Source organism: Amycolatopsis sp. NPDC104819 (assembly GCF_055583145.1).
This window is the reverse complement of sequence record NZ_JBVJON010000004.1, coordinates 175,049-195,644: the sequence shown is the minus strand read 5'-3', so window position 1 is coordinate 195,644 and position 20,596 is coordinate 175,049. Positions and strand designations below refer to the sequence as shown.

The window sequence follows — 20,596 nt, the reverse complement described above, 5'->3', positions numbered from 1 at the left end:
TCGTTCAGTGCCCGAAGAGCTCGTCCTCGAGTGCCTTCGGGTCGACCTCGACCTCCAAGCCCAGCGAGCCGCCGATCCCCGGCGCCGCCCCCTGCTTGGCCTTGAACCGGACCTTCCCGTCGTCGGCGAACTCGACGCCCGCTCCGGCTTTCGCGCCGAACCCGAGCCAGGCTTCGGGCGACGCCTTGAGCGTGACCGGCCCGAGCGGCAGGGTGTACTCCGGGAGGCTGACGCTGAGCCCGGCCTTGACCTCGGCGTCGGCGCCGACCCGCTCCTTGCTCACGCTGACCGTCCCCTCGCCCTTCACCCCGAGGTGGTACTCGCCGCCGACGGCCCCGTTGCCGGCGGACCAGGTGCCGTGGTCGTAGTCCGCGTGCCCTTCGGCGCCGAGGAGCTTGCCCTTGGGCAGGTCGGGCGGCGTGATTTCGCCGTCCGCGTCGCCGCCTTCCGAGTTGACGTGGACGCCGTACTTGTCCACGGCGTCGGCGAGTTCCAGCATCTTCTGCGCGAACCAGGTCTGCCCGCGTTCACAGCCCTCTTGCCCGTGGCAGAAGGGGGTGAACGGAATCGGCGACGGCGGCGGCAGGGGCAACCCGTCATCGGTCTTGAAGGCGGCGACGGTGCCGGGAACACGGTGTTGGGCGGGCACGACGGTCCGCTGGTTCTTCACGTGCGCGGCCGCCTCACCGGCGACCTTGAGCACGCCGAGCCCGGGAACAGCACTCGCGGCCGCCAACGCGGTCCGGTCCCGCTGCGCCGGCTTCTCCGCCACCTTCCGCGCGGCCTGCACGGCGTTGAGCGAATGCATCCCCGGCACCGCCCCGGCGGCGGCCAAAGCCGAACGTACGTCCTTCTCTGTCGGATCGCCGGAACGCGCACTCCTCACCGGCGACTTGCCGCCACCCGAGTCCGCGACCTTCCGCACGGCGTCGACGGCTTTCAGCGCACCCATCCCCGGCACCGCGCTCGCCACCCGAATCGCGGCGTCTCTCTTCGCCACGTCCTTCTTCGAGCGCGACTTCGACGAACCCGACTGCCCCTCCTTCGCCGACGACGACACCTTCCGCGCCGCATCCACGGCTTTCAACGCACCCATCCCCGGCACCGCACTCGCGGCCCGCACCGCCGCATCCGTCTTCGCCGAATCCTTCTTCGACGACGAGCCCGCCTTGGCAGCCGCGTCCCTCACCGGTGTGCTCTTCTTGGGCGGAGCCGCCGCGGACTCCGTCACCTTCCGCGCCGTGTCCGCCGCCTTCAGGACCCCCATGCCCGGGACCGCGCTCGCCACCTTCAGCGCGGTGTCCTTGGGCACCGGGGCGCCGGATGCTCCGTCCGGGATCGTCTTCGCCTCCGCCGCCGCTGCCCCCAGCAGGGCGAATGCCACCGACACGAACCCGCCGGACAGCGTGTACAGCACCGCGCGCCGGACCCCGTCACCGTTCTCCACAACCGCCTCCCGATGTGCCGGCCCGCAGCTTCGCTCCGGGAGGTCCACCGGCGATCCACTCCGGGTACACCGGGTCGTGACCAGCGTCACAACCTGCGAGAAGTTAGCGATCGCTAACTTCCGGCCTTAATATGGCCAGATGCCGGCCAACCCCACGCCACTCGTGAACGGCGAGAAGGCGAGCAGACGTGAACAGATCCTGGCCGCGGCCGCCGAGCTGTTCGCCCACCACGGCTTCCACGGTGTCGGCATCGACGACATCGGCGCCGCGGTCGGCATCTCCGGCCCGGCGCTCTACCGGCACTTCCGGAGCAAGGACGCGATCCTCGGCGAGATGCTGAACTCGATCAGCCGCTACCTGCTCGACGGCGGCACGGCGTGGGCGAACCGGCCCGGCTCGCGGGACGACACGCTGACCGGGCTGGTGGCGTTCCACGTCGGCTTCGCGCTCGCGCACCCGGCACTGATCACCGTCCAGGAGCGCAACCTCGCGAACCTCACCGACGCCGACCGCAAGCAGGTGCGCGCGCTGCAGCGCCAGTACGTCGAGGTGTGGGTCCGCGCGATTCGCGAAGCCATGCCGGAACTGGGAGAACGGCAGGCGCGGTCGGCGGCACACGCCGTGTTCGGGTTGATCAACTCGACACCGTACAACCGCCATCTCGGTGACGCAGAACTCGCGGAACTGCTCTCCCGGCTCGCGCTGGGTGCCCTCCGCGCGGCCGGATGACCGACCCGGATCAAGGTATCCCCACGAGTGGCGTCGCTGGTGTTTGATGGGGCACGTGGACCCGGACTGGAACGAGCGGCTCGTCGAGAAGGCCCAGCGCGCGTTGACCGCGCTGAGCGTCGGTGACGACGCCGAAGCCCTCGTCGAGGTCGCCCCGACGGCCGTCGAACCGCAGGCCCGCGCGGACGAGACCAAGGCGCTGATGCTGCTGCTGTTCGGCGAGTGCAGCGCCATGGTGTCCACCCTCGGCGACGGCGGCAGCGCGCCGGTCAAGGTCCAGGTCTTCGACGAAGACGGCGAAGAGGTCTCGATCGACCAGGCCGACCCGCCGGTGCGGACCGCGGTGCGGACACTCCTCGCGGAGGTCCACGGCAACACCGAGGCGGCGCAGGAGCAGGTCGAGATCGCCCTCGCCAACGCCGCGCCCGACGAGGTGGACAGCCTCGTGCTGCAGGCGTTGCGCTGGACGATCCGGCTGTCGGTGGAGTGCCTGGACCGCGACCTGCCGGTGGCCCCCTGGATCTCGGAAGCCGTCTCGGACTAGGCCGGCCGCAGCGACCGCACGATCGGCGCCAGGTAGAGCTCGGCGAGACGACGGCGGCCGGCGTCGTCGTCCACCGGGAGCACCGTGTCCGGCGTCAGCACCAGCGAGACCACGACCCGGATCAGCAGCTCCGCCATCCCGTCGATGTCCTCCGCGGGCAGGCTGAGCCGCCCGGCCGCGATCTCCGCGTGGAAGTGCGCCGCGATGCGCTCGCGTGCGGCCGCGAACAGGCCGCCGGCCTGGACGGTCAGGTGCGGCAGGATCAGCTCCGGCTCGGTGCGCAGCAACCGGTTCAGCAGCCGGTGGCCGCGCAGGTACACCAGGGAGAAGCTCAACCCCTCGATGAGCTTCTCCTCCGGTGTCGCCTGCGCCTCCAGCACGGCGTCGACCTTCGTCAGGAACCGCTTCATCTCCCGCAGGACCAACGCGCTGAGCAGCTGGTCCTTCTTGGGGAAGTAGCGGTAGATCGTCACCCGCGAAAGACCGACGCGGCGCGCGACGTCGTCCACGGTGAACCGGCGCAGCCCGAAGTCCTCGGCCTGGGTGAGCGCCGCGCCCATGATCCGTTCCGCGGTCTCGTCGCCGGGCAGCTCGGCTTCGAGCGCGTGTTTCAGGAGGTCGCGCATGACCCAACCCTAGGCGACTTTACAACTTGACGGAACTTGTTTCATGCGTTCTAGTGTTTCAGGACACAGGGAGGCACGGATGGGTGATCGCGAAGCGACGGCCGAGAGGCTGCTCAAGTCGAGCGCGCGGCTCTCGTACGACCCGGACGTCGACGTCCACTGGGCCGCACCGCTCAACGAGGACCAGTTCTTCATCCCCGAGCGGCTGGTTTCGCTGTACGGCACACCCTTGTGGGACACGCTGACGCGGGAGCAGCGGATCGAGCTGTCGCGCCAGGAGCTGGTGAACACCGTCAGCGTCGGGATCTGGTTCGAGATCATCCTGATGCAGATGCTGCTGCGCGCGTCCTACCACCAGGACCCGACCACCCGGCACGTGCACTACGCGCTCACCGAGATCGCCGACGAATGCCGGCACTCCACGATGTTCGCGACGCTGATCGAGCGCGTCGGCGGCCGCCCGTACTGCAACAACCGGTGGCTGCAGCTCTCCGCGCAGGCGCTCCCGGTCATCCTGCACGGGCCGGCGATGTGGGTCGCGACGCTGATCGGCGAGGAGATCTTCGACGCGCTGCAGCGCGAGCACCTCGACGACGAGTCGGTGCAGCCGGTGGTGCGCGCGGTGATGCGGATCCACGTCACCGAAGAGGCGCGGCACGTCCGGTACGCGCGGGACGACCTGGTCCGCGAGCTGGCCGATGCGCCTTGGTGGCGCAAGGAGTTCGCGCGGATCGTGGTCGCCGTCGGCGCGCTGCTGATGTCCCGGCTGCTGTCGCGGCCGCGGCAGTACCTGCGGGCCGGCATCGACCCGGGCGCGGCGGTCGCGGCCGCGCGGGGCAGCGCGCACCGGCGGGAGACGCTGGCCTTCGGCGCGCGGAAGCTCGTGCGCTTCCTGCGGGAGAACAACCTGATCGGCGGCCCGAGCGCGGTGCTGTGGCGCCGCGCCGGAATGCTCTAGCGGAGGGGAAGTCATGGCGCTCAAGGATCTGCTCGCCGCGAGAACCGGCCGCCTCGCGGACCGCATCACCACGGTGGGCGACGAAGCGGGAGAGCGGGCGGACGACGTCGCCTGGCGGGTCGCGAAGCTGTCCGACAAGGCCGCCGAGCGGCTCGGCGACTACGCCGCCGACGCGTCGCGCCGGGTCGCGAACGGCTTGGTGCGCTGGGGAGAACGGGTCACCGGCCGCTGACGCCGCCGGAGCAGGACCTCGACGACGACCAGGTTGACGACCCAGCCGAGCGTCTGGCCGATCGGGATCAGCGTGGCCGCGCTCTCCGGGTCGACGCCGCCGAACGGGATCTGCGCCAGCAGGAGCACCGGCACGAGGACGCGTGAGGTGACGGCGAGGAACGTCAGCGCGTAGTTGCGCATCATCCACGCCCGGTGCGCGGCGAAGTCACGCCGGCGCGCCGCCCGGTACGCGAGGCCGCCGGTGACCAGCCACAGCACCCCCGCGGTGGTCAGGCCGAGCTGCGTGACGAGCCGGCCCGACCAGAGCGCGACCGGGATCGTCGCCAGCGCCGACGGCAACACCCCGGCGAAGAGGTAGACCCGGCCGATGGTCCGGTGGACGCGCCGGCGAGCCCGCACCTTCGGAACGAACTGCAGCGGGCCGAGCACGAGCGCCACCGCGGCCGTGAAGATGTGCGCCACCAGGACCGCGTACTGCAGGCCGTCGCGCACGGCGAGACGGCTGTCCTCGATGTCGAGGCCCAGGTACGGGTAGGTGAGCACCGCGCCGAACCCGATCGCGACGGCGAACATCAGCCAGGCTTTCCGCATGCCGCCACGATCCCGCGGCGGGACCCGCGCGGGTATCCGCCCGGGAGCGGCGCGTGCCCGTACGCACGCCGACGTACTAGCTCAGGAGCGTCTTCACCAGCGCCGCGATCTGCGCCGTCTCGATGAGGAACGAGTCGTGGCCGTACGGCGAGGAAACCACCGACGGCTCGGCCGTTCCGGGAATCCCGGCCGCGATCTCCGCGGACTGGTACAGCGGGTACAGCCAGTCGCTGTCCACCCCGCCGATGACCGCGCGGGCCGTCACGCGGCTCAGCGCGGCCGCCACCCCGCCGCGGTCGCGGCCGACGTCGTGGGTGTTCATCGACTCCGTCAGCACCAGGTAGCTGTTCGCGTCGAAGCGGCCCGCCAGCTTCTCGGCGTGATGGTCCAAATAGGACTCGACGGCGAACCGCCCGCCCCGCAACGGGTCTTCGTCGCCCTGGTACGACCGGCCGAAGCGCTGGGCCAGCTCCGGCTCGCTGCGGTAGGTGACGTGCGCGATCCGCCGCGCGACCCCGAGCCCCCGCACCGGCCCCGAAGCCGCCGAATAGTAGTCACCGCCGTGGAAGTCCCGGTCGCCGCGGATCGCGTGCAGCTGCGGCGCCGCCCACGCGATCTGCTCGGCCGACGCCCGGGCCGTCGAAGCCAGGACCAGCACCGACGCCACCCGCGCGGGCAGCGTCACCGCCCACTCCAGCGCGCGCATGCCGCCCATCGACCCGCCGACGACGGCCGCCCAGCGCTCGATGCCGAGCGCGTCCGCCAGCACGGCCTCCGAAGCCACCTGGTCCCGCACGGTCACCACCGGGAACCGGCTCCCCCACGGCTCGCCGTCCAGCTCCGACGAAGGCCCGGTCGACCCCTGGCACCCGCCGAGCACGTTCGGCACCACCACGAAGAGCTCGCTGGTGTCCAACGCCTTCCCGGGCCCGATCAGCCCGTCCCACCAGCCCGCGCTGGGGTGGCCCGGCTCGACCGGCCCGGCCGCGTGGCTGTCGCCGGTCAGGGCGTGCTCGACGAGGACCGCGTTGGACGCGTCGGAGTTCAGCGTCCCCCAGGTTTCGTACGCGAGGGTGAAGCCGGGCAGCACGCCACCGGCCTCCAGCGCGAGCGCGCCGGGGCCGGTGACGAACTTCCGGCGGCCCGGCGGATCCCCGATCCGCCAGGCGCCGGTGACGGGCTCACCCGTCACAGTTCCGCCTTGGCCGCCCGGAATCCGGCCTCCAGGTCGGCCTTGAGGTCCTCGATGCCTTCGAGCCCGACGGCGATCCGGACCAGGCCCGGCGTCACGCCGCTGGCGAGCTGCTCCGCCGCCGAGAGCTGGCTGTGGGTGGTCGACGCCGGGTGCACGATCAGGCTGCGGACGTCGCCGAGGTTCACCAGCTGGCTGTGCAGCTCGGTGCCGTCGACGAACTTCCGGCCCGCCTCGACCCCGCCGCGCAGGTCGAACGACAGGACCGCGCCCGCGCCGCGCGGCAGGTACTTCTGCGCCGCGGAGTAGAACGGGCTGGACGGCAGGCCGGCGTAGTAGACCTTCTCGACCTCGTCACGCTGCTCCAGCCACTCGGCCAGCGCCTGCGCGTTCTGCACGTGCCGCTCGACGCGCAGCGACAGCGTCTCGATGCCCTGCAGGATCAGGAAGCTGTTGAGCGGCGCGATCGCCGCGCCGGTGTCGCGCAGGATCTGCACGCGCGCCTTCGCCGCGTACGCGCCCGGGCCGAGCGCCTCCCAGTACTTGAGGCCGTGGTAGCTCGGGTCGGGCTCGGTGAAGCCCGGGAACTTCGCCGGGTCCTTGCCGAAGTCGAACGTGCCGCCGTCGACCAGCACGCCGGCCACCGTGGTGCCGTGGCCGCCGAGGTACTTCGTCGCCGAGTGGACGACGACGTCGGCGCCGTGCTCGATCGGGCGCACCAGGTACGGCGTCGGCACGGTGTTGTCGACGACCAGCGGGACGCCGGCCTCGTGCGCGGCGTCGGCGACGGCGCGGATGTCGAGGACGTTGCTGCCCGGGTTGGCCAGCGTCTCGGCGAAGAACAGCTTCGTGTTCGGCCGGACAGCGGCGCGCCACTGCTCGAGGTCGTCCTGGTCGTCGATGAACGTGACCTCGACGCCGAGCTTCGGCAGCGTGTAGTGGAAGAGGTTGTAGGTGCCGCCGTAGAGCGACTGGCTCGACACGAAGTGGTCACCCGCGCCCGCGAGGTTCAGGATCGCCGCCGTGGTCGCGGCGGAGCCGGAGGCGAACGCCAGCGCCGCGACACCCCCTTCGAGCGCCGCGACGCGCTGTTCCAGCACGTCCTGGGTCGGGTTCATGATCCGCGTGTAGATGTTGCCCGGCTCGGCGAGGCTGAACAGGTCGGCGCCGTGCTGGGTGTCACGGAAGACGTACGACGTCGTCTGGTAGATCGGCGTGGCCCGCGCTCCGGTGGTGGGATCCGGCGCGGCGCCCGCGTGGATCTGCCTGGTCTCGAAGGACCACGCCGAGGTGTCGTCCGCGCTCATCGGTTTCTCCTTGCGGCTCAAGGGGTTCGTTCGGCTCGAAGCTACTTGCGCCGAACGGGGTACCCAACCGTTCCCACGTCCTGAGAGCCTAGCCCCTTGCTTCCGAGACCTCTCTTTATCTAAGATATTTAGCAAGGGAGATTCACGGGCATGGAGGTAGTCATGGTGGAGCGGGTGCAGGTCCTGGTCGTGGGGGCCGGGCTGGGCGGGCTGTCGGCGTCGTTGTTCCTGGCGCAGGAGGGAGTGGACGTGCTGACCGTCGAACGGCACGCCGGAACGTCGGTCCACTCGCGGGCCGCCGGGCAGAACTGGCGCACGATGGAGCTGTTCCACTGGGCAGGAATCGACCGCGACGTGCTGGCGGCGAGCCCGAGAGCGTCACAGGGGCTGCGGATCACCGTCGCGACGAGCCTCGCCGGGCGCGTCCTGCACCGGCTGATGGAAGACGGCAGCGAGTTCGACGTCTCGGCCGCCACGACGATGCCCGCCGGGATGGCCGGGCAGGACGTCGTCGAGCCGATCCTGCTGGCGCACGCCGAGAAGGCCGGCGCGCGCGTGCGGTTCCGCACCGAGCTCACCGGCCTGGCCCAGGACGACGACGGCGTGACCGCGACCCTTCGGCACCGCGACTCCGGCGAGGAGACGGTGGTGCGCGCCGACTACGTCGTCGCGGCCGACGGCGGCCGCAGCGGCATCCGGGCCCGGCTCGGCATCGGGACCACCGGGATGGACGCGCTGAGCCACTGCCTCGGCGTCGTGTTCGACGCCGACCTCGGCGACCGCGTCCAGGCCGGCGTGACCGACCTCTTCTACCTGCAGCACGGCGACTTCACCGCCGGGCTGGTCAACACCGACGTCCCGAACCGGTACGTCTTCGCGCCGGACTACTTCCCCGAAAAGGGCGAAAGCCCGGCGGACTTCGGCCACGACCGGCTGGTCTCGATGATCCGCGCGGCGACCGACCTGCCGGAGCTCGAGCCGGAGATCGTCTGGGTCGGCTCCTGGGAGATCGCCGCGCGGCTGGCCGACCGGTTCCGGTCCGGCCGGGTCTTCCTCGCCGGCGACGCGGCGAAGGTGACCCCGCCGACCGGCGGGCAGGGCGGCAACACGGCCGTCGGCGACGGCGCGGACATCGCGTGGAAGCTCGCGGCGGTGCTGCGCGGCGACGCGGGCCCGGCGCTGCTCGACACCTACGAGGCCGAGCGGAAGCCGATCGCCCGGATGATCATCGACACCTCGCTGCACAACATGAAGCAGCGGATGCACCCCGACCTGGACGTCTCCGGGCTGACCGAGCCGGTGGACGCCCTGGCGGCCATCCTCGCGTTCCGCTACCGCTCGACGGCGGTGCTCTCGGAGGAGCCGGACGACGGCGCGCGCGTCGAGGACGTGCTCGCGCCGACCGGCCGTCCCGGCTTCCGCGCACCCGGCCTGGCGTCCACTGTGGACCTGCTCGGGCACTCGTGGGCGCTGCTCTGTACTGATGGCGGCTGGGAGCGGGCCACGGCCGACATCGCGGCCGAGACCGGCGTCCGCCTCGACTGCCACGTCGTCGACGACGCCGTCTTCGCCGCGCGATACGGGCTTTCCGCAGGGGGCGCGTCCCTCGTGCGCCCGGACGGCATCGTGGCCTGGCGGGCCCGGGAGGCCGTCGAGGACCCCGCGGGTGAGCTGTGGCGGGTCCTGAACGCCGTCTTGTCGCGCTAGCTGCGTCAGTCGCGCTGCTGCAGCGCGAAGCGGTTCCCTTCGAAGAAGTTCGACGTCGGCAGCTGCTCGCCGTCACTCCGGCGACGATCCTCGGGGCTTTCGCTGAGCACGAGGATCGTCCCGTTGGGGGCGGTGACCTCGACCCAGCGCCGGCCCTGGTCGTCGTAGGGCACGTCGGTCGTGATCGCGAAGCCGACCGTCTCGGACCAGAACGCCTTGGCGCGCGCCTGGTCTTCGACGCCGACGGCCTGGCCGAGGAGCTCCCGGGCGAGGACTCCCGACGACGTTATTACCGGTTAACCCCGGCCGGTCGCGAAGCCGCTTCGCTCCTGCGTCGCCTGGTGGCCGCGGCCGACGACGCGAACCTGCGGGAGTCGGCGTGAGCCGACCGCTCGGCCTGGTGCCGCACCTGTTCGTGTGCGACGTCGACGCGACGCTTTCCTTCTACACCAAGGCGTTCGGCGCGGTGGAGCTGTTCGCACGGTACTGCCGGACGGCACCGTGCTGTTCGAGGAGCTGGCCGTCGACGATCGGCGGCACCACGCTGCTGCTGACGCTGGAGACCGCGTACCCGGACGACCTCGTCCGCCGGGCAGTCTTCTCCGGCGCGAGCAGTACACCCCGGAGGACATCGACGCGCGCAAAGCGCACGAGGTCTAACGGCGCCCAAGCACCCAGTGGAAGGTGGCTTCACCCTCCGGCTCGTGCATCGTCACGACTTCGTCGACGACCAAGGTGAAGCCCGCTGCGGCAAGTAAACGGCGGTTAACCTCGGGCGCGTAGCTGCTGAAGAACATCGGCGTGCCGAGCCAGTCGGCCTCGACGCCGTCGCTTTCGCTGCAGCCCAGCGCGGCGAGGAACCAGCCGCCCGGCCGGAGCCAGCGGGAGATGCGCGCGAACAAAGCGCCCTGCTCGTCGCGCGGAACGTGCAGCACCGAGTAGAACGCCGTGACGGCGTCGAAGCTCGCGTCCGGGAAGGTCACCCCGGTCATGTCGCCCTTCTCGAACCGCGCGCCGGGGACGTTCCGCCGCGCGAGCGCGAGCTGCGTCGCCGACAAGTCGACACCGACGACGTCGTGCCGCTCGGCGAGCAGCGCGGTGCACGGGACACCGGCTCCGCAACCGAGGTCGAGCACCGCGGCGCCGTCCGCGAGCCGGTCGGTCAGTTCGCCGAGGAGCCGCAGCCGTGCGTCGTCCGGGATCCGCGCGCTCCACTCGAGGTAGCGCTCCGCGGAGCTGTCGTAGCCGGATTCGACGATCCCCCGCGCATCGGTCACGCGCTCGACCCTACCGAGCCGTCCAGGGGTTTCTCGGCGAGAATGACGCCGTGGTGTCGGTACGCAGTGTCGTCGACCGGGTGGGGCCGACGCTGCTCCACGCGCTCCAGGTGCCCGACGACTCGCCCGCGGTCGCCGACGTGGTCATCGCCGAGCCCGGCGGGGCCGTCACCCTGGCCGCCGGGGACCTCGTGCTCGGCGTCGCCACGACCGGACCCGAGGACGCCGCCGAGCTGGTGAAGCAGAGCGCCGGACAGGGCGCCGCCGCGGTGCTGCTCAAGCCGCCCGTCGCCGGGAAGCCGGCCGTGAAGCGGGCCGCGAAGGCCAGCGGGATCGCGCTGATCCAGGTGCACGCGGCGACGTCCTGGGCGCAGCTCGTGTGGCTGCTGCGGACCGTCCTCGACGCGCTCGCCGACGAGTCCGAAGACCTCGATCCCGGCTCGGGCGACCTGTTCCGGCTGGCCGACGCGGTCGCGAGCGTCGTCGACGCGCCCGTGACCATCGAGGACACCAACTCGCGCGTGCTCGCCTACTCCGCGCGCCAGGACCTCACCGACCCGGCGCGCGTCGCCACGATCATGGGCCGGCGCATCCCCGACGACGTGCTCGCGCGGTTCCGCTCGCGCGGAGTGTTCCGGGAGCTGTCGCGCGGCCGGCAGACGATCTTCGTGCCCGCCCAGCGCGACGGCACGCTGCCGCGGCTGATCGTCCCGATCCGGATGGGCGGCGAGCTGCTCGGCTCGATGTGGGCGGTGGTCGCCGGCCCGGTGTCCGACGAGCGCGCGGCCGCCTTCGCCGACGCCGCCCCCGTCGTCGCGCTGCACCTGCTGCGCCGGCGCGCGCACACCGACGCGCAGCGCCGCGCGTCCGCAGAGCTGCTGCGCGGAGTGCTCGAGGGCCGCGCGAACCCGCGCAAAGCGATGGCCGAGCTGGACCTGTCCGACGAGCCGCACCGCGTGGTCGTCATCGAGGTCACCGGCGGCGACGGGCGCGACGCGGAAGGTCTGCGGCTCGCGCTGCTCGAACGGATCTCCCAGGGCATCGGCCGCCGCCCGGTGGCGACCGAGCTCGGCGGGCTGCTCTACGCCGTGGTCCCGGACCGCCCGGGCCCCGGCGGCTGGGCGGAGCTGCGCGACGCTCTCGTCGCGACGGGACCGTCTCGTCGTAGCGGAGCTCCGCGCGCCGCGGCAGGCGCGCCCGGCGAGATCGGGGACCTCTCGGCGTCCCGTGTGCAGGCCGACGAAGCTCTCGGCCTGCTGCGCGCGGAGATCCTGGACGAGCGTGTCATCACCTTCGACGAGGCCTGGACGGCGTTGACGCTCCACCGCGGCGCAACGGCGGCCGCCGCGGCGAAGGTCGCGGAGCTCGGCCCGCTGGGGATGCTGCGCGCGCACGACGAAGCAGCGAAGGCCGGTTACGTCGAGACGCTGTACGAGTGGCTGCGGCATCCCGGCGACCCGCGCGCGGCGGCGCGAGAGCTGCGAATCCACCCCAACACCCTGCGCTACCGGATGCGGAAGCTGCTGGAGCTGGTGCCGCTGGACCTCGACGACCCCGACGTCCGGCTGGCGCTGCTCACGCAGCTGGTGGCGCTGCGCTGGAGCTGACGGCACAGTGGTGATCAAGACCCTGGAGGCCTCGCGTTGACCACTGAGATCCGGCCCTACCGCGACCGCGACCGGGCCGCCGTCTACGCCATCTGCGTCGCCACCGCGGCCGCCGGCGCCGGGGTGCGCGGGCGGTACCGCACCGACGACCTCGTGCCCGACACCGCCGCCGGGCCCTACCTCTTCCTCGAACCGGAACACGCCTACGTGCTCGACGACGGCGGGCGCGTGGCCGGGTACGTGATCGGCACGGCCGACACAGCGAAGTTAGTCGCCGCTTACCAGGAGCAGTGGCTGCCGAAACTGCGTGAGCGCTACCAGCCGCCGCCGGGGCCGCCCCGCACCGAAGAGGAGCGGCGGCTCGACACGATGTTCCACCCCGAGCGGCAGCTCCGGCCCGAGCTGGCGGCGCACCCGGCACACCTGCACGTCAACCTGCTCGCCGGGCAGCGCGGCGCGGGCCACGGGCGGGCGCTGATCGACACCTTCCTCGCCTCGGTCGCGGCGGCCGGGGCGAAGTCGTGCCACCTCGCCGTCAACCCCGAGAACGCCGGCGCCCTGCGCTTCTACGAGAAGCTCGGTTGGCAGCCGGTCGAGACCGCCGCCGCGGACCGCGTCTACCTGACCCACCCGACCGGCTAGCTCACACGACCAGCAGCGTTTTCCCCAGCGCGGTGCGGGACTCGATGGCCGCGTGGGCGTCGGCCGCCTTTTCGAGCGGGAAGCGCTGGCCGATCACCGGCGTCAGCCGGCCTGCCGCGGCCTCCGCCAGCGCCGACTCCGTGAACGCGCGCATCTCCGCCGGCCCGCCGAGCGAGCGGACCAGGGAAACTCCGCGGGCCGCGGCTTCCTCTTCGGGCACGTCGGCCCACGCGCCGCCCGCGAGGCCGTACATCGCCATCCGGCCGCCGCGGCGCAGCAGGCCGAACGCCGCCGTGCCGATCGCGCCGCCTACGCCGTCGAAGACGACGTCGAGCTCGCCGATGCCCGCCGTCCAGTCCGGGCTGTGGTAGTCGACGGCGACGTCCGCGCCGAGCTCGCGCACCTGCGCCAGCTTCGCCGGACCTCCCGCGGCGCCGACCACCTCGGCGCCCGCCGCTTTCGCGAGCTGCACCAGCAGGCTGCCGACGCCGCCCGCCGCCGCTTCGACCAGGACACGATCGCCGGGGCGCACCCTGGTCGTGTGCACCAGTCCAGTCGCGGTGCGGCCGTCCGCGAGCACCGCCACCGCCACGTCGAGCGCGAGCGCGTCGGGCACCGGGAAGACCGCCGCCGCGTCCACCGCGACGCGCTGCGCGTACCCGCCGGAGCCGCCGGTCGAGGTGACCACCCGCTGCCCCGCCAGCTCCGGGTCCGCCCCCGGGCCGACGGAGCTGATCACGCCGCCGACGCCGTTGCCGGGGACGACCGGCAACACCGGACGGAACGGTCCCGTCCCGGCGCGCGTCTGGGTCTCGACGAACGTGATGTTCGCGAACGTCACCTCCACCAGCACCTGGCCGGGCCCGGGGACCGGGTCCGGCGCGTCCCCCGGCTCCAGCGCTTCCGGCCCGCCGAACTCCCGCAACCACACAGCTCTCATGCCTGCACGCTGCAACCTCCAGCGCGGTCGAAGTCAACGGCCTTGTCCGCACAGAACCATGAATACGGCAAAGAAATGTTCGCTCAGCACGATGACACCGCCGTCCGGGTGGTTCACCGTGAGTGGCACCACCGCACCGAATCCGGACGCAGACCGACCCAGGAGGCCGACCGTGCGTATCGCCGTTCCCCGTGAAATCAAGAAGCACGAGTACCGGGTCGCGCTGACCCCGGCCGGGGTGCACGAGCTGGTCGGCCGCGGGCACGACGTCTTCGTCGAGACCGGCGCCGGGGTGGGCTCGTCCATCACCGACGAGGAGTACGTCGCCGCCGGCGCGAAGATCCTCGCCACCGCCGACGAGACCTGGGCCGAGGGCGAGCTGGTGCTCAAGGTCAAGGAGCCGATCGCCGAGGAGTACCCCCGGCTGCGCGCCGACCAGGTCCTCTTCACCTACCTGCACATCGCCGCCGACCGGCCGCTGACCGACGCGCTGCTGGCCGCGGGCACCACCGCGATCGCCTACGAGACGGTCCAGACCGCCAGTGGCGCGCTGCCGCTGCTCGCCCCGATGTCCGAGGTCGCGGGCCGGCTGGCCCCGCAGGTCGGCGCGTTCTCGCTGATGAAGCCGAGCGGCGGGCGCGGTGTCCTGCCCGGCGGCATCCCCGGCGTGCACCCGGCGCGCGTCGTCGTCATCGGCGGCGGAGTCGCCGGCCTGAACGCCGCCCGCGTCGCGCTGGGCCTCGGCTCGGACGTCGAGATCCTCGACACGAACGTCGACCGCCTCCGCCAGATCGACAACGACTTCGGCGGCCGCATCCGCACGGTGACGTCGAACCGGCTGTCGGTCGAGGAGTCCGTGCTGCAGGCCGACATGGTCGTCGGCGCGGTGCTGGTGCCGGGCGCGAAGGCGCCGAAGCTGGTCTCGAACGAGCTCGTCGCCCGCATGAAGCCCGGCAGTGTGCTCGTCGACATCGCGATCGACCAGGGCGGCTGCTTCGCCGACTCGCGCCCGACCACGCACGACGACCCGACCTACACCGTGCACGAGTCCGTCTTCTACTGCGTCGCGAACATGCCGGGCGCGGTGCCCCGGACGTCGACCTACGGCCTCACGAACGTCACGCTGCCCTACGCGGTGCAGCTGGCCGAGCACGGCTGGAAGGCCGCGCTGCAGGCCGACGCCGCGCTGGCCAAGGGCCTCAACACCCACGCCGGCGCCCTGACCAACGGCCCGGTCGCGGTCGCGCACGACCTGCCGCACACGCCGCTGGACACCGTCCTCGCCTGACCTACCTCACCCGAGCGGGCCCCTGTCGTTCTCCGGCAGGGGCCCGCTCCCCTTTCCGCAGCAGACGGCGTCCATACGCGATGGCGGGCAGCTCGACCCACCTCCGCAGACCGCACGCGAAGAGCAGCGCGACGGCGGAAGTCGCGACGGCCTTGCCGAGCCCCGTCGGCAGCAGGAGCCCGGTCACGCCCGCCGCGCCGGTTTGCGCGAGGTAGAGCGCGTAGGACCGGTCGCCGACGAACTTCAGCGGACGGCTCGCGAGCAACCGCCGGACCGGGCCCTGCGAGATCGCCGCCACTAGCAGCAACGCCGATCCTCCCGCGTACACCGGGACGACAAACTGCCAGTGGCCGCCGAAGGACTGCCCGAGCGGCTTGACCGAGAGCTGCAGCACGCAGAAGCCGAGCGCCACGCCGGCCGCCGCGGCCGGGCTGGTCAGCGGCCGCAGCACCGCGAACCCGCGCGGGTGGTGCAGCGCCAGCGCGAGCAGGCAGCCGACGACCAGCGAGCCGTAGTGCACCGACAGGCTCGCCCACTGATGTGCGGGCGCGAGCGGCAGCACCCCGAGCACGACGCCCAGCGCGCTGGCGCCGATCAGCAGGCGCAGCGCGGTCTTGCCGGTGCGCGCCGTCAGCACGAGCAGAGCGGGCCAGACGAGGTAGAACTTCTCCTCCACCCCGAGCGACCACGACGTCGGGTACGGCGTGTTGAAGTCGACGACCTCGTTGAGGAAGGTCAGGTAGAACGGCATCGCGTCGGCGAGCCGGCTGCTCTGGTAAACGCCGGTTAACGTCACCGCCAGCGCCGTCAGGCCGAGCAGCAGGAAGTACACCGGCATGATCCGGAAGACGCGTCGGACGTAGAAGTCGCGCAGGGAGATGCCGCCGGTGCGGTCTTCTTCGCGCAGCGCCAGGGTGGTGATGAGGAAACCGGACAGCACGAAGAACAGCTACACGGCGATCCACCCCTGCAGCCGGTCGACGACCGGGCCGCCGTAGTGGAAGAAGACGACGGCGAGCGCGGCGAGTGCGCGCAGGCCGGTGAGGCCGGGGAACCACGACGACGCCAGGTACTCGGCGTGGCCGAGCGGCCGCCACCAGGGACGATTGATCATGAGCGCAGCGTCGGCCGCGGACGCTGAACCGGACCTGAAGCGAGCTTAAGACGTCTTCAGCTCCGGGAGCCGGACGACGAACCGGCTGCCCCCTTCGACCAACGCCGTGCCGCCGTGCGCGCGGGCGATGTCCGCGACGATCGCGAGGCCGAGGCCCGAACCGCCCTCGTCTCGGGCGCGGGCGTCGTCGAGGCGGACGAAGCGGTCGAAGACGCGCTCGCGGTCTTCGGCCGGGATGCCGGGTCCGTCGTCGGTGACCGTCAGCACGGCTTGGCCGTCCACAGTGGACAGCGTGACGGCCACCCGGGAGACGGCGTGCCGTTCGGCGTTGTCGACGAGGTTGCGGACGAGCCGTTCCAGGCGCGACCGGTGACCGTGCACCACCGGCGTCCCGGCGACCTCGATCTCCGCCCGGCCGGCGGCGGCCCCTTCGACCACTTCGGACAGTGCCACCGGCTCGAGCCGGTCCGGGCCCGCGTGGTCCAGCTTGCCGAGCAGCACCAGGTCGGCGACGAGGTCCTGCAGCCGCGTGACGTCGAGCAGCGCGTTCTCGCAGGACTGCCGCCAGTCGAGCCGGTCGGGGTGGGCCAGCAGGACCTCGAGCTGCGTCCGCAGCGACGCGAGCGGGGTGCGCAGCTCGTGCGACGCGTCGGAGGTGAACCGGCTCTGGCGCGTCACGGCCTCGTCGAGCCGCGCGAGCATGGTGTTCATCGTCCCGGCGAGGCGCGCGATCTCGTCGCCGCTGCGCGGGGCCGGCACCCGGCGGCTCAGGTCGTGCGCGCCGATCTCGGCGACCTCGCCGCGGATGGCCTCGACCGGCCGCAGCGACCGGCGGACGGCGAGCCACGCGATCACGCCGATCAGCAGCGCGACCGCGGGGACGCCGGCCGTCAAAACGGTCCGGACGGAGTCGACGGCGGCCTGGCCCTCGGGATCGATCGCGACGCCGGCGTAGACGTCGTACGCGCTGTCGCCGCTGTCGGCGTGGACGACGTGCAGGACGAGGTCCTCGTCGAGGTCGGCCAGCTCGGGCGCGCACGGGACGGAGTCCCGGCCGGCGCGGTCGAACCCGGACGGCGGGAGCGTGACGTCGGCGTCGTAGGCGGCCAATGTCGCGTCAAGCAAAGCCGGGCAGGCCGCGACGCGCTTGCCCGTGCGGTCGGTGACCTCGTAGATCGAGTCGCGGACGAGCAGCGGCAGGTCGGCGGGCCGGGCGCCGGTGTTCAGGAGCTGGACGACCGCGTCGGCGTGGGCGTCGGCCAGCTGCGTGGCGGCGTTGCGGAGGCGGCCCTCCGCCTGGAGCACGAACCACACGGACACCGCACCGAGCGCGACGGCGGAGGCGGCGAACGCCGTCAACGCCACCCGGAAGCGGGTCGAGCGGAAGAACCTACGCACCGGAAGCCACCACGAGGTACCCCGCGCCGCGGACGGTCCGGATGGTCTCGCTCCCGAGCTTCCGGCGCAGCGCGCTGACGTGGACCTCGACGAGGTTGGCGGTCGCGGAGGTGGCGAAGTCCCAGAGGTTGTCGAGCAGCTCCGCCTTGGTGACCACCTGGCCGGGGCGGTGCATGAGGTAGGCGAGGAGGGCGAACTCCTTGCCGGTGAGGGTGACGTCGGCGGCGCCGCGGCGGCAGGTCCGGCCGGCCTGGTCGAGCTCGAGATCACCCAGTTTGAGGACCCCCGCCCGGGTGGCGCCGCCCCGGCGGATGAGCGCGCGCAGCCGGGAAAGGAGGACGCCGTAGGAGAAGGGCTTGGGGAGGAAGTCGTCGGCGCCGGTGTCGAGGGCCTCGATCTCGTCGTCCTCGCCGTCCTTGGCGGTGAGCATCAGGATGGGGGTGCTGTCGCCCTGGTCGCGCAGCCGGCGGCAGACGCGGTAGCCGTTCAGGCCCGGCAGCATGATGTCGAGGATGATCGCGGAGTAGGGGTGTTCCCCGGCGTACCAGAGGGCGTCCCGCCCGTTGTGGGCGACGTCGACGGCATACCCCTCGGCGCTCAGCCCGGCCCGCAGCGCCTCGGCCAGCCGCCGCTCATCCTCGACGAGCAAGATCCGCATCGAGCCACGATCGCACACGAGGCGGAGGGCCGGACATGAAAGGGCGACCCGCTCAACCAACCTGGGGGTCATTGGGAGCGGGCCGCCGGTTACTAGCTTAGAGGGCTTCGGCCGGGTTTGCGCCACCGGGTCGGCAAGTCGAATGAATTTTTTGCCGGGCCGGTCCACCCCGGTCACCGCACCCGTCCTTGAATCCTCAGGTCACGGCCCCGGCACCGCTTCCGGCGCCGCCACGGACCGGTCGCGGAACGTGACGAAAGTCGCTCTCCACCGGTTCGAGCGTTCCCTGCGCGCGGGCGGCGCGGGTAGGGCAGGATGACGCCCCATCAGCGGGAACGTTAGGGGACGGTATGCACGACGGCAGTGGCCGGATTGTGGTGCAGAACCTGAGCAAGCAGTTCGGCCCGGTCAACGCGGTGCAGAACCTGAGCTTCACGGTCGAACCGGGTTCGGTGACGGGCTTCCTGGGCCCGAACGGCGCCGGCAAGACGACGACGTTGCGGATGCTGCTCGGGCTGGTGACGCCGACCTCCGGGACGGCGACGATCAACGGGCGCCCGCACTCGCAGCTCGGGAACCCGGCGCGGGTCGTGGGCTCGGTGCTGGAGAACGAGGGGTTCCACCCGAGCCGGACCGCGCGCAACCACCTCCGGGTGTACGCGGCGGCCCTCGGGGTGCCGGACCAGCGCGCGGACGACGTGCTCGGCCTGGTGGGCCTGGGCAGCGCCGCGGACCGGAAGGCCGGCGGCTTCTCGCTCGGCATGCGGCAGCGGCTGGCGCTGGCGACGGCGTTGCTGGGTGACCCGCAGGTCCTGGTGCTGGACGAGCCGACCAACGGCCTCGACCCCGAAGGCATCCTGTGGCTGCGCAACTTCCTGCGGTCCTACGCGCGGGAGCAGCGGCGGACGGTCCTGGTCTCGAGCCACCTGCTCAACGAGGTCGAGCAGCTGATCGACCAGGTCGTGATCATCAGCCAGGGCGTCACGCGCTACTACGGCTCGCTCGACCAGCTGCGCAAGGGCCAGCAGTCGCGGGTGCTGGTGCAGCCGGCCGACCCGGCGGCGCTGGTGAAGGCGTTGCAGGAGAACGGCGTCCAGCAGGTGTCGCCGACGCCGGACGGCCGGGTCGCCGTGGCCGGGTCGAGCGTCCAGCAGATCGGTGACCTGGCCGCGAAGGCCGGGATCGCCGTGTACGGGATGCAGGAGGAGCACGCCGACCTGGAGCGGATGTTCTTCCAGCTGACCCAGGGTCAGTTCGCCGGCGGACCGGCGGGGTACCCGCCGCAGCCGCAGTACCAGGGCCCGCCGCCCGGGTACCAGGGGCCGCCGTCCGGTCCGCAGCAGTACCAGCAGGGCCCGCCCTCGGGTCCGCAGCAGCAGCAGCAGCAGTACTGGGGAGGTCCGCAGCAGTGATGGGCAACCTGATCAAGGCGGAGTTCCGCAAGACGCTCTCGCTGAACACCTGGTGGGTGCTGATCATCCCGCTGGCGCTGGTGGCGTTCTGGCTGACGTTCGTCTGGGGCAAGATCACCAACGACTTCGCCGACTTCCTCGGCTCGGACGACGCGCGCCAGGTCAGCGAGACGATCGGGCTCGACCCGGCCAAGGTGCCGGTGGGCCTGCTCGCGATCGCGCACGGCGTGAACATCGCTCAGCTCGTGCCGGGCCTCTTCGGCATCTTCGCGCTGGCCGGCGAGTACCGCAGCAAGACGATCACCACGACGTTCCTCACCGCCCCGAACCGGATCTCCGCGCTGACCGCGAAGATGCTGACCTACATCGCGTGGGGCGCGATCTACGGCCTGATCAGCTTCGGTGTCTCGGCGGCCGCGGTGATGGCCTCGGTCGACTCGGGCCGGTGGCCCAGCACGGGCCAGTGGCTGGCCGCGCTCGGCGGGACGATCCTCGCGTCGGTGCTGGTGACGTTGTTCGGCATCGGGTTCGGCGCGGTGCTGCGCAACGTGCCACTCGCGGTGGTGCTGTTCATCATCTGGTTCCTGATCGTGGAAAACGTCCTGGTGATCGTGTTCTGGCTCTGGGGTGACGTCAGCATCCTGGGCGGGATCCTGCCGAACGGCACCGCGAACGGGATCGTCGGCGGCATCGCGGCGGACGCGTTCGGCTTCAACTCGCTCAACCTGCCCGCCAGCGTCGACTCCGGCGCGCAGCTGCTCCTGCAGTACACGGCGAGCGCGCCCGGCGTGCTCTCGTGGTGGGCTTCGGCGCTGATCTTCTTCGCCTGGACGATGCTGTTCTTCGGCCTCGGCTGGGCGGGCAACCAGCGCCGCGACATCACGTAGTCCCGGCGTCTCCGGAAGGCCACCTCGAGCTGCTCGA

Annotated in this window: 23 protein-coding genes; 10 read left to right on the top strand and 13 right to left on the bottom strand. The window is 72.0% G+C overall.

The features are described 5' to 3' along the window. Positions 1-4: 4 nt before the first annotated feature. Entirely contained in the window at positions 5-1,447 is a 1,443-nt protein-coding gene (locus tag ACZ63E_RS13705) for a hypothetical protein (RefSeq protein WP_465336260.1), read from the bottom strand. Between the two features lie 139 nt (positions 1,448-1,586). Between ACZ63E_RS13705 and ACZ63E_RS13700 the strand changes: the two genes are divergently transcribed. Together ACZ63E_RS13700 and ACZ63E_RS13695 are read left to right on the top strand one after the other, a co-directional pair. Continuing rightward, positions 1,587-2,177: an SACE_7040 family transcriptional regulator gene (locus tag ACZ63E_RS13700; protein ID WP_465336259.1), complete on the top strand. Its 591-nt coding sequence runs from the start codon at positions 1,587-1,589 to the stop codon at positions 2,175-2,177. 46 nt (positions 2,178-2,223) lie between these two features. After that, positions 2,224-2,721: a hypothetical protein gene (locus ACZ63E_RS13695; protein WP_364728160.1), complete on the top strand. Its 498-nt coding sequence runs from the start codon at positions 2,224-2,226 to the stop codon at positions 2,719-2,721. Here the strand turns inward: ACZ63E_RS13695 and ACZ63E_RS13690 are convergent. Beyond that, positions 2,718-3,347 (bottom strand): TetR/AcrR family transcriptional regulator, encoded by a 630-nt coding sequence (locus ACZ63E_RS13690; protein ID WP_465312819.1) that lies wholly within the window; start codon positions 3,345-3,347, stop codon positions 2,718-2,720. The two genes, ACZ63E_RS13695 and ACZ63E_RS13690, sit on opposite strands and share 4 nt — an antisense overlap. 79 nt (positions 3,348-3,426) lie before the next feature. Between ACZ63E_RS13690 and ACZ63E_RS13685 the strand changes: the two genes are divergently transcribed. Both ACZ63E_RS13685 and ACZ63E_RS13680 read left to right on the top strand, forming a co-directional pair. Further along, positions 3,427-4,305 (top strand): AurF N-oxygenase family protein, encoded by an 879-nt coding sequence (locus tag ACZ63E_RS13685; protein WP_465336258.1) that lies wholly within the window; start codon positions 3,427-3,429, stop codon positions 4,303-4,305. A 13-nt stretch (positions 4,306-4,318) separates the two neighbouring features. Next, the gene (locus tag ACZ63E_RS13680; RefSeq protein ID WP_465336257.1) at positions 4,319-4,537 is read left to right on the top strand and encodes a hypothetical protein; all 219 of its coding nucleotides are present in this window, start codon (positions 4,319-4,321) and stop codon (positions 4,535-4,537) included. On the opposite strand, the gene ACZ63E_RS13675 is transcribed toward ACZ63E_RS13680, so the two are convergent. From ACZ63E_RS13675 to ACZ63E_RS13665, 3 genes are all read right to left on the bottom strand, one after another. Next, positions 4,465-5,130, bottom strand: a complete 666-nt coding sequence (locus ACZ63E_RS13675; RefSeq protein ID WP_465336256.1) for a DUF2306 domain-containing protein — start codon at positions 5,128-5,130, stop codon at positions 4,465-4,467. The genes ACZ63E_RS13680 and ACZ63E_RS13675 overlap by 73 nt on opposite strands. Positions 5,131-5,206: 76 nt before the next feature. Continuing rightward, a complete protein-coding gene (gene metX, locus ACZ63E_RS13670) occupies positions 5,207-6,322 on the bottom strand; it encodes a homoserine O-acetyltransferase MetX (RefSeq protein WP_465336255.1) in 1,116 nt (371 codons plus the stop codon). Next, on the bottom strand, positions 6,319-7,629 hold the full coding sequence (locus tag ACZ63E_RS13665; RefSeq protein WP_465336254.1) for a bifunctional o-acetylhomoserine/o-acetylserine sulfhydrylase: 1,311 nt from the start codon (positions 7,627-7,629) through the stop codon (positions 6,319-6,321). Before ACZ63E_RS13665 ends, metX begins: the two co-directional genes overlap by 4 nt. A gap of 150 nt (positions 7,630-7,779) precedes the next feature. Between ACZ63E_RS13665 and rdmE the strand changes: the two genes are divergently transcribed. Then, entirely contained in the window at positions 7,780-9,336 is a 1,557-nt protein-coding gene (rdmE, locus tag ACZ63E_RS13660) for an aklavinone 12-hydroxylase RdmE (RefSeq protein ID WP_465336253.1), read from the top strand. Between the two features lie 5 nt (positions 9,337-9,341). Here the strand turns inward: rdmE and ACZ63E_RS13655 are convergent, their stop codons facing one another. From ACZ63E_RS13655 to ACZ63E_RS13645, 3 genes are all read right to left on the bottom strand, one after another. Further along, a complete protein-coding gene (locus tag ACZ63E_RS13655; RefSeq protein ID WP_465336712.1) occupies positions 9,342-9,521 on the bottom strand; it encodes a hypothetical protein in 180 nt (59 codons plus the stop codon). Between the two features lie 259 nt (positions 9,522-9,780). Next, positions 9,781-9,987 (bottom strand): hypothetical protein, encoded by a 207-nt coding sequence (locus ACZ63E_RS13650; protein ID WP_465336252.1) that lies wholly within the window; start codon positions 9,985-9,987, stop codon positions 9,781-9,783. A gap of 5 nt (positions 9,988-9,992) precedes the next feature. After that, the gene (locus ACZ63E_RS13645) at positions 9,993-10,613 is read right to left on the bottom strand and encodes a class I SAM-dependent methyltransferase (protein ID WP_465336251.1); all 621 of its coding nucleotides are present in this window, start codon (positions 10,611-10,613) and stop codon (positions 9,993-9,995) included. Between the two features lie 50 nt (positions 10,614-10,663). Between ACZ63E_RS13645 and ACZ63E_RS13640 the strand changes: the two genes are divergently transcribed. Together ACZ63E_RS13640 and ACZ63E_RS13635 are read left to right on the top strand one after the other, a co-directional pair. After that, the gene (locus ACZ63E_RS13640) at positions 10,664-12,220 is read left to right on the top strand and encodes a PucR family transcriptional regulator (protein ID WP_465336250.1); all 1,557 of its coding nucleotides are present in this window, start codon (positions 10,664-10,666) and stop codon (positions 12,218-12,220) included. Between the two features lie 36 nt (positions 12,221-12,256). After that, positions 12,257-12,862, top strand: a complete 606-nt coding sequence (locus tag ACZ63E_RS13635) for a GNAT family N-acetyltransferase (RefSeq protein WP_465336249.1) — start codon at positions 12,257-12,259, stop codon at positions 12,860-12,862. A 1-nt stretch (position 12,863) separates the two neighbouring features. Here the strand turns inward: ACZ63E_RS13635 and ACZ63E_RS13630 are convergent, their stop codons facing one another. After that, positions 12,864-13,802 carry a zinc-binding dehydrogenase gene (locus ACZ63E_RS13630; RefSeq protein ID WP_465336248.1) on the bottom strand — a complete coding sequence of 313 codons (939 nt, stop codon included), beginning with the start codon at positions 13,800-13,802 and terminating at the stop codon, positions 12,864-12,866. Between the two features lie 172 nt (positions 13,803-13,974). On the opposite strand from ACZ63E_RS13630, the gene ald reads away from it, so the two are divergent. Beyond that, on the top strand, positions 13,975-15,090 hold the full coding sequence (gene ald / locus ACZ63E_RS13625) for an alanine dehydrogenase (RefSeq protein ID WP_465336247.1): 1,116 nt from the start codon (positions 13,975-13,977) through the stop codon (positions 15,088-15,090). Between the two features lies 1 nt (position 15,091). Here the strand turns inward: ald and ACZ63E_RS13620 are convergent, their stop codons facing one another. The 4 genes from ACZ63E_RS13620 to ACZ63E_RS13605 are packed head-to-tail and all read right to left on the bottom strand — an operon-like array spanning position 15,092 to position 18,260. After that, on the bottom strand, positions 15,092-16,030 hold the full coding sequence (locus ACZ63E_RS13620) for an acyltransferase family protein (protein WP_465336246.1): 939 nt from the start codon (positions 16,028-16,030) through the stop codon (positions 15,092-15,094). Positions 16,031-16,039: 9 nt separating this feature from the next. Continuing rightward, positions 16,040-16,204 carry a hypothetical protein gene (locus ACZ63E_RS13615; protein WP_465336245.1) on the bottom strand — a complete coding sequence of 55 codons (165 nt, stop codon included), beginning with the start codon at positions 16,202-16,204 and terminating at the stop codon, positions 16,040-16,042. Between the two features lie 45 nt (positions 16,205-16,249). Next, positions 16,250-17,602: a sensor histidine kinase gene (locus ACZ63E_RS13610; protein ID WP_465336244.1), complete on the bottom strand. Its 1,353-nt coding sequence runs from the start codon at positions 17,600-17,602 to the stop codon at positions 16,250-16,252. Beyond that, on the bottom strand, positions 17,595-18,260 hold the full coding sequence (locus ACZ63E_RS13605; RefSeq protein WP_465336243.1) for a response regulator transcription factor: 666 nt from the start codon (positions 18,258-18,260) through the stop codon (positions 17,595-17,597). Before ACZ63E_RS13605 ends, ACZ63E_RS13610 begins: the two co-directional genes overlap by 8 nt. Positions 18,261-18,610: 350 nt before the next feature. On the opposite strand from ACZ63E_RS13605, the gene ACZ63E_RS13600 reads away from it, so the two are divergent. Continuing rightward, positions 18,611-19,672 carry an ABC transporter ATP-binding protein gene (locus ACZ63E_RS13600; protein WP_465336242.1) on the top strand — a complete coding sequence of 354 codons (1,062 nt, stop codon included), beginning with the start codon at positions 18,611-18,613 and terminating at the stop codon, positions 19,670-19,672. Then, the gene (locus ACZ63E_RS13595; protein ID WP_465336241.1) at positions 19,672-20,559 is read left to right on the top strand and encodes an ABC transporter permease subunit; all 888 of its coding nucleotides are present in this window, start codon (positions 19,672-19,674) and stop codon (positions 20,557-20,559) included. Before ACZ63E_RS13600 ends, ACZ63E_RS13595 begins: the two co-directional genes overlap by 1 nt. Positions 20,560-20,596 lie beyond the last annotated feature (37 nt).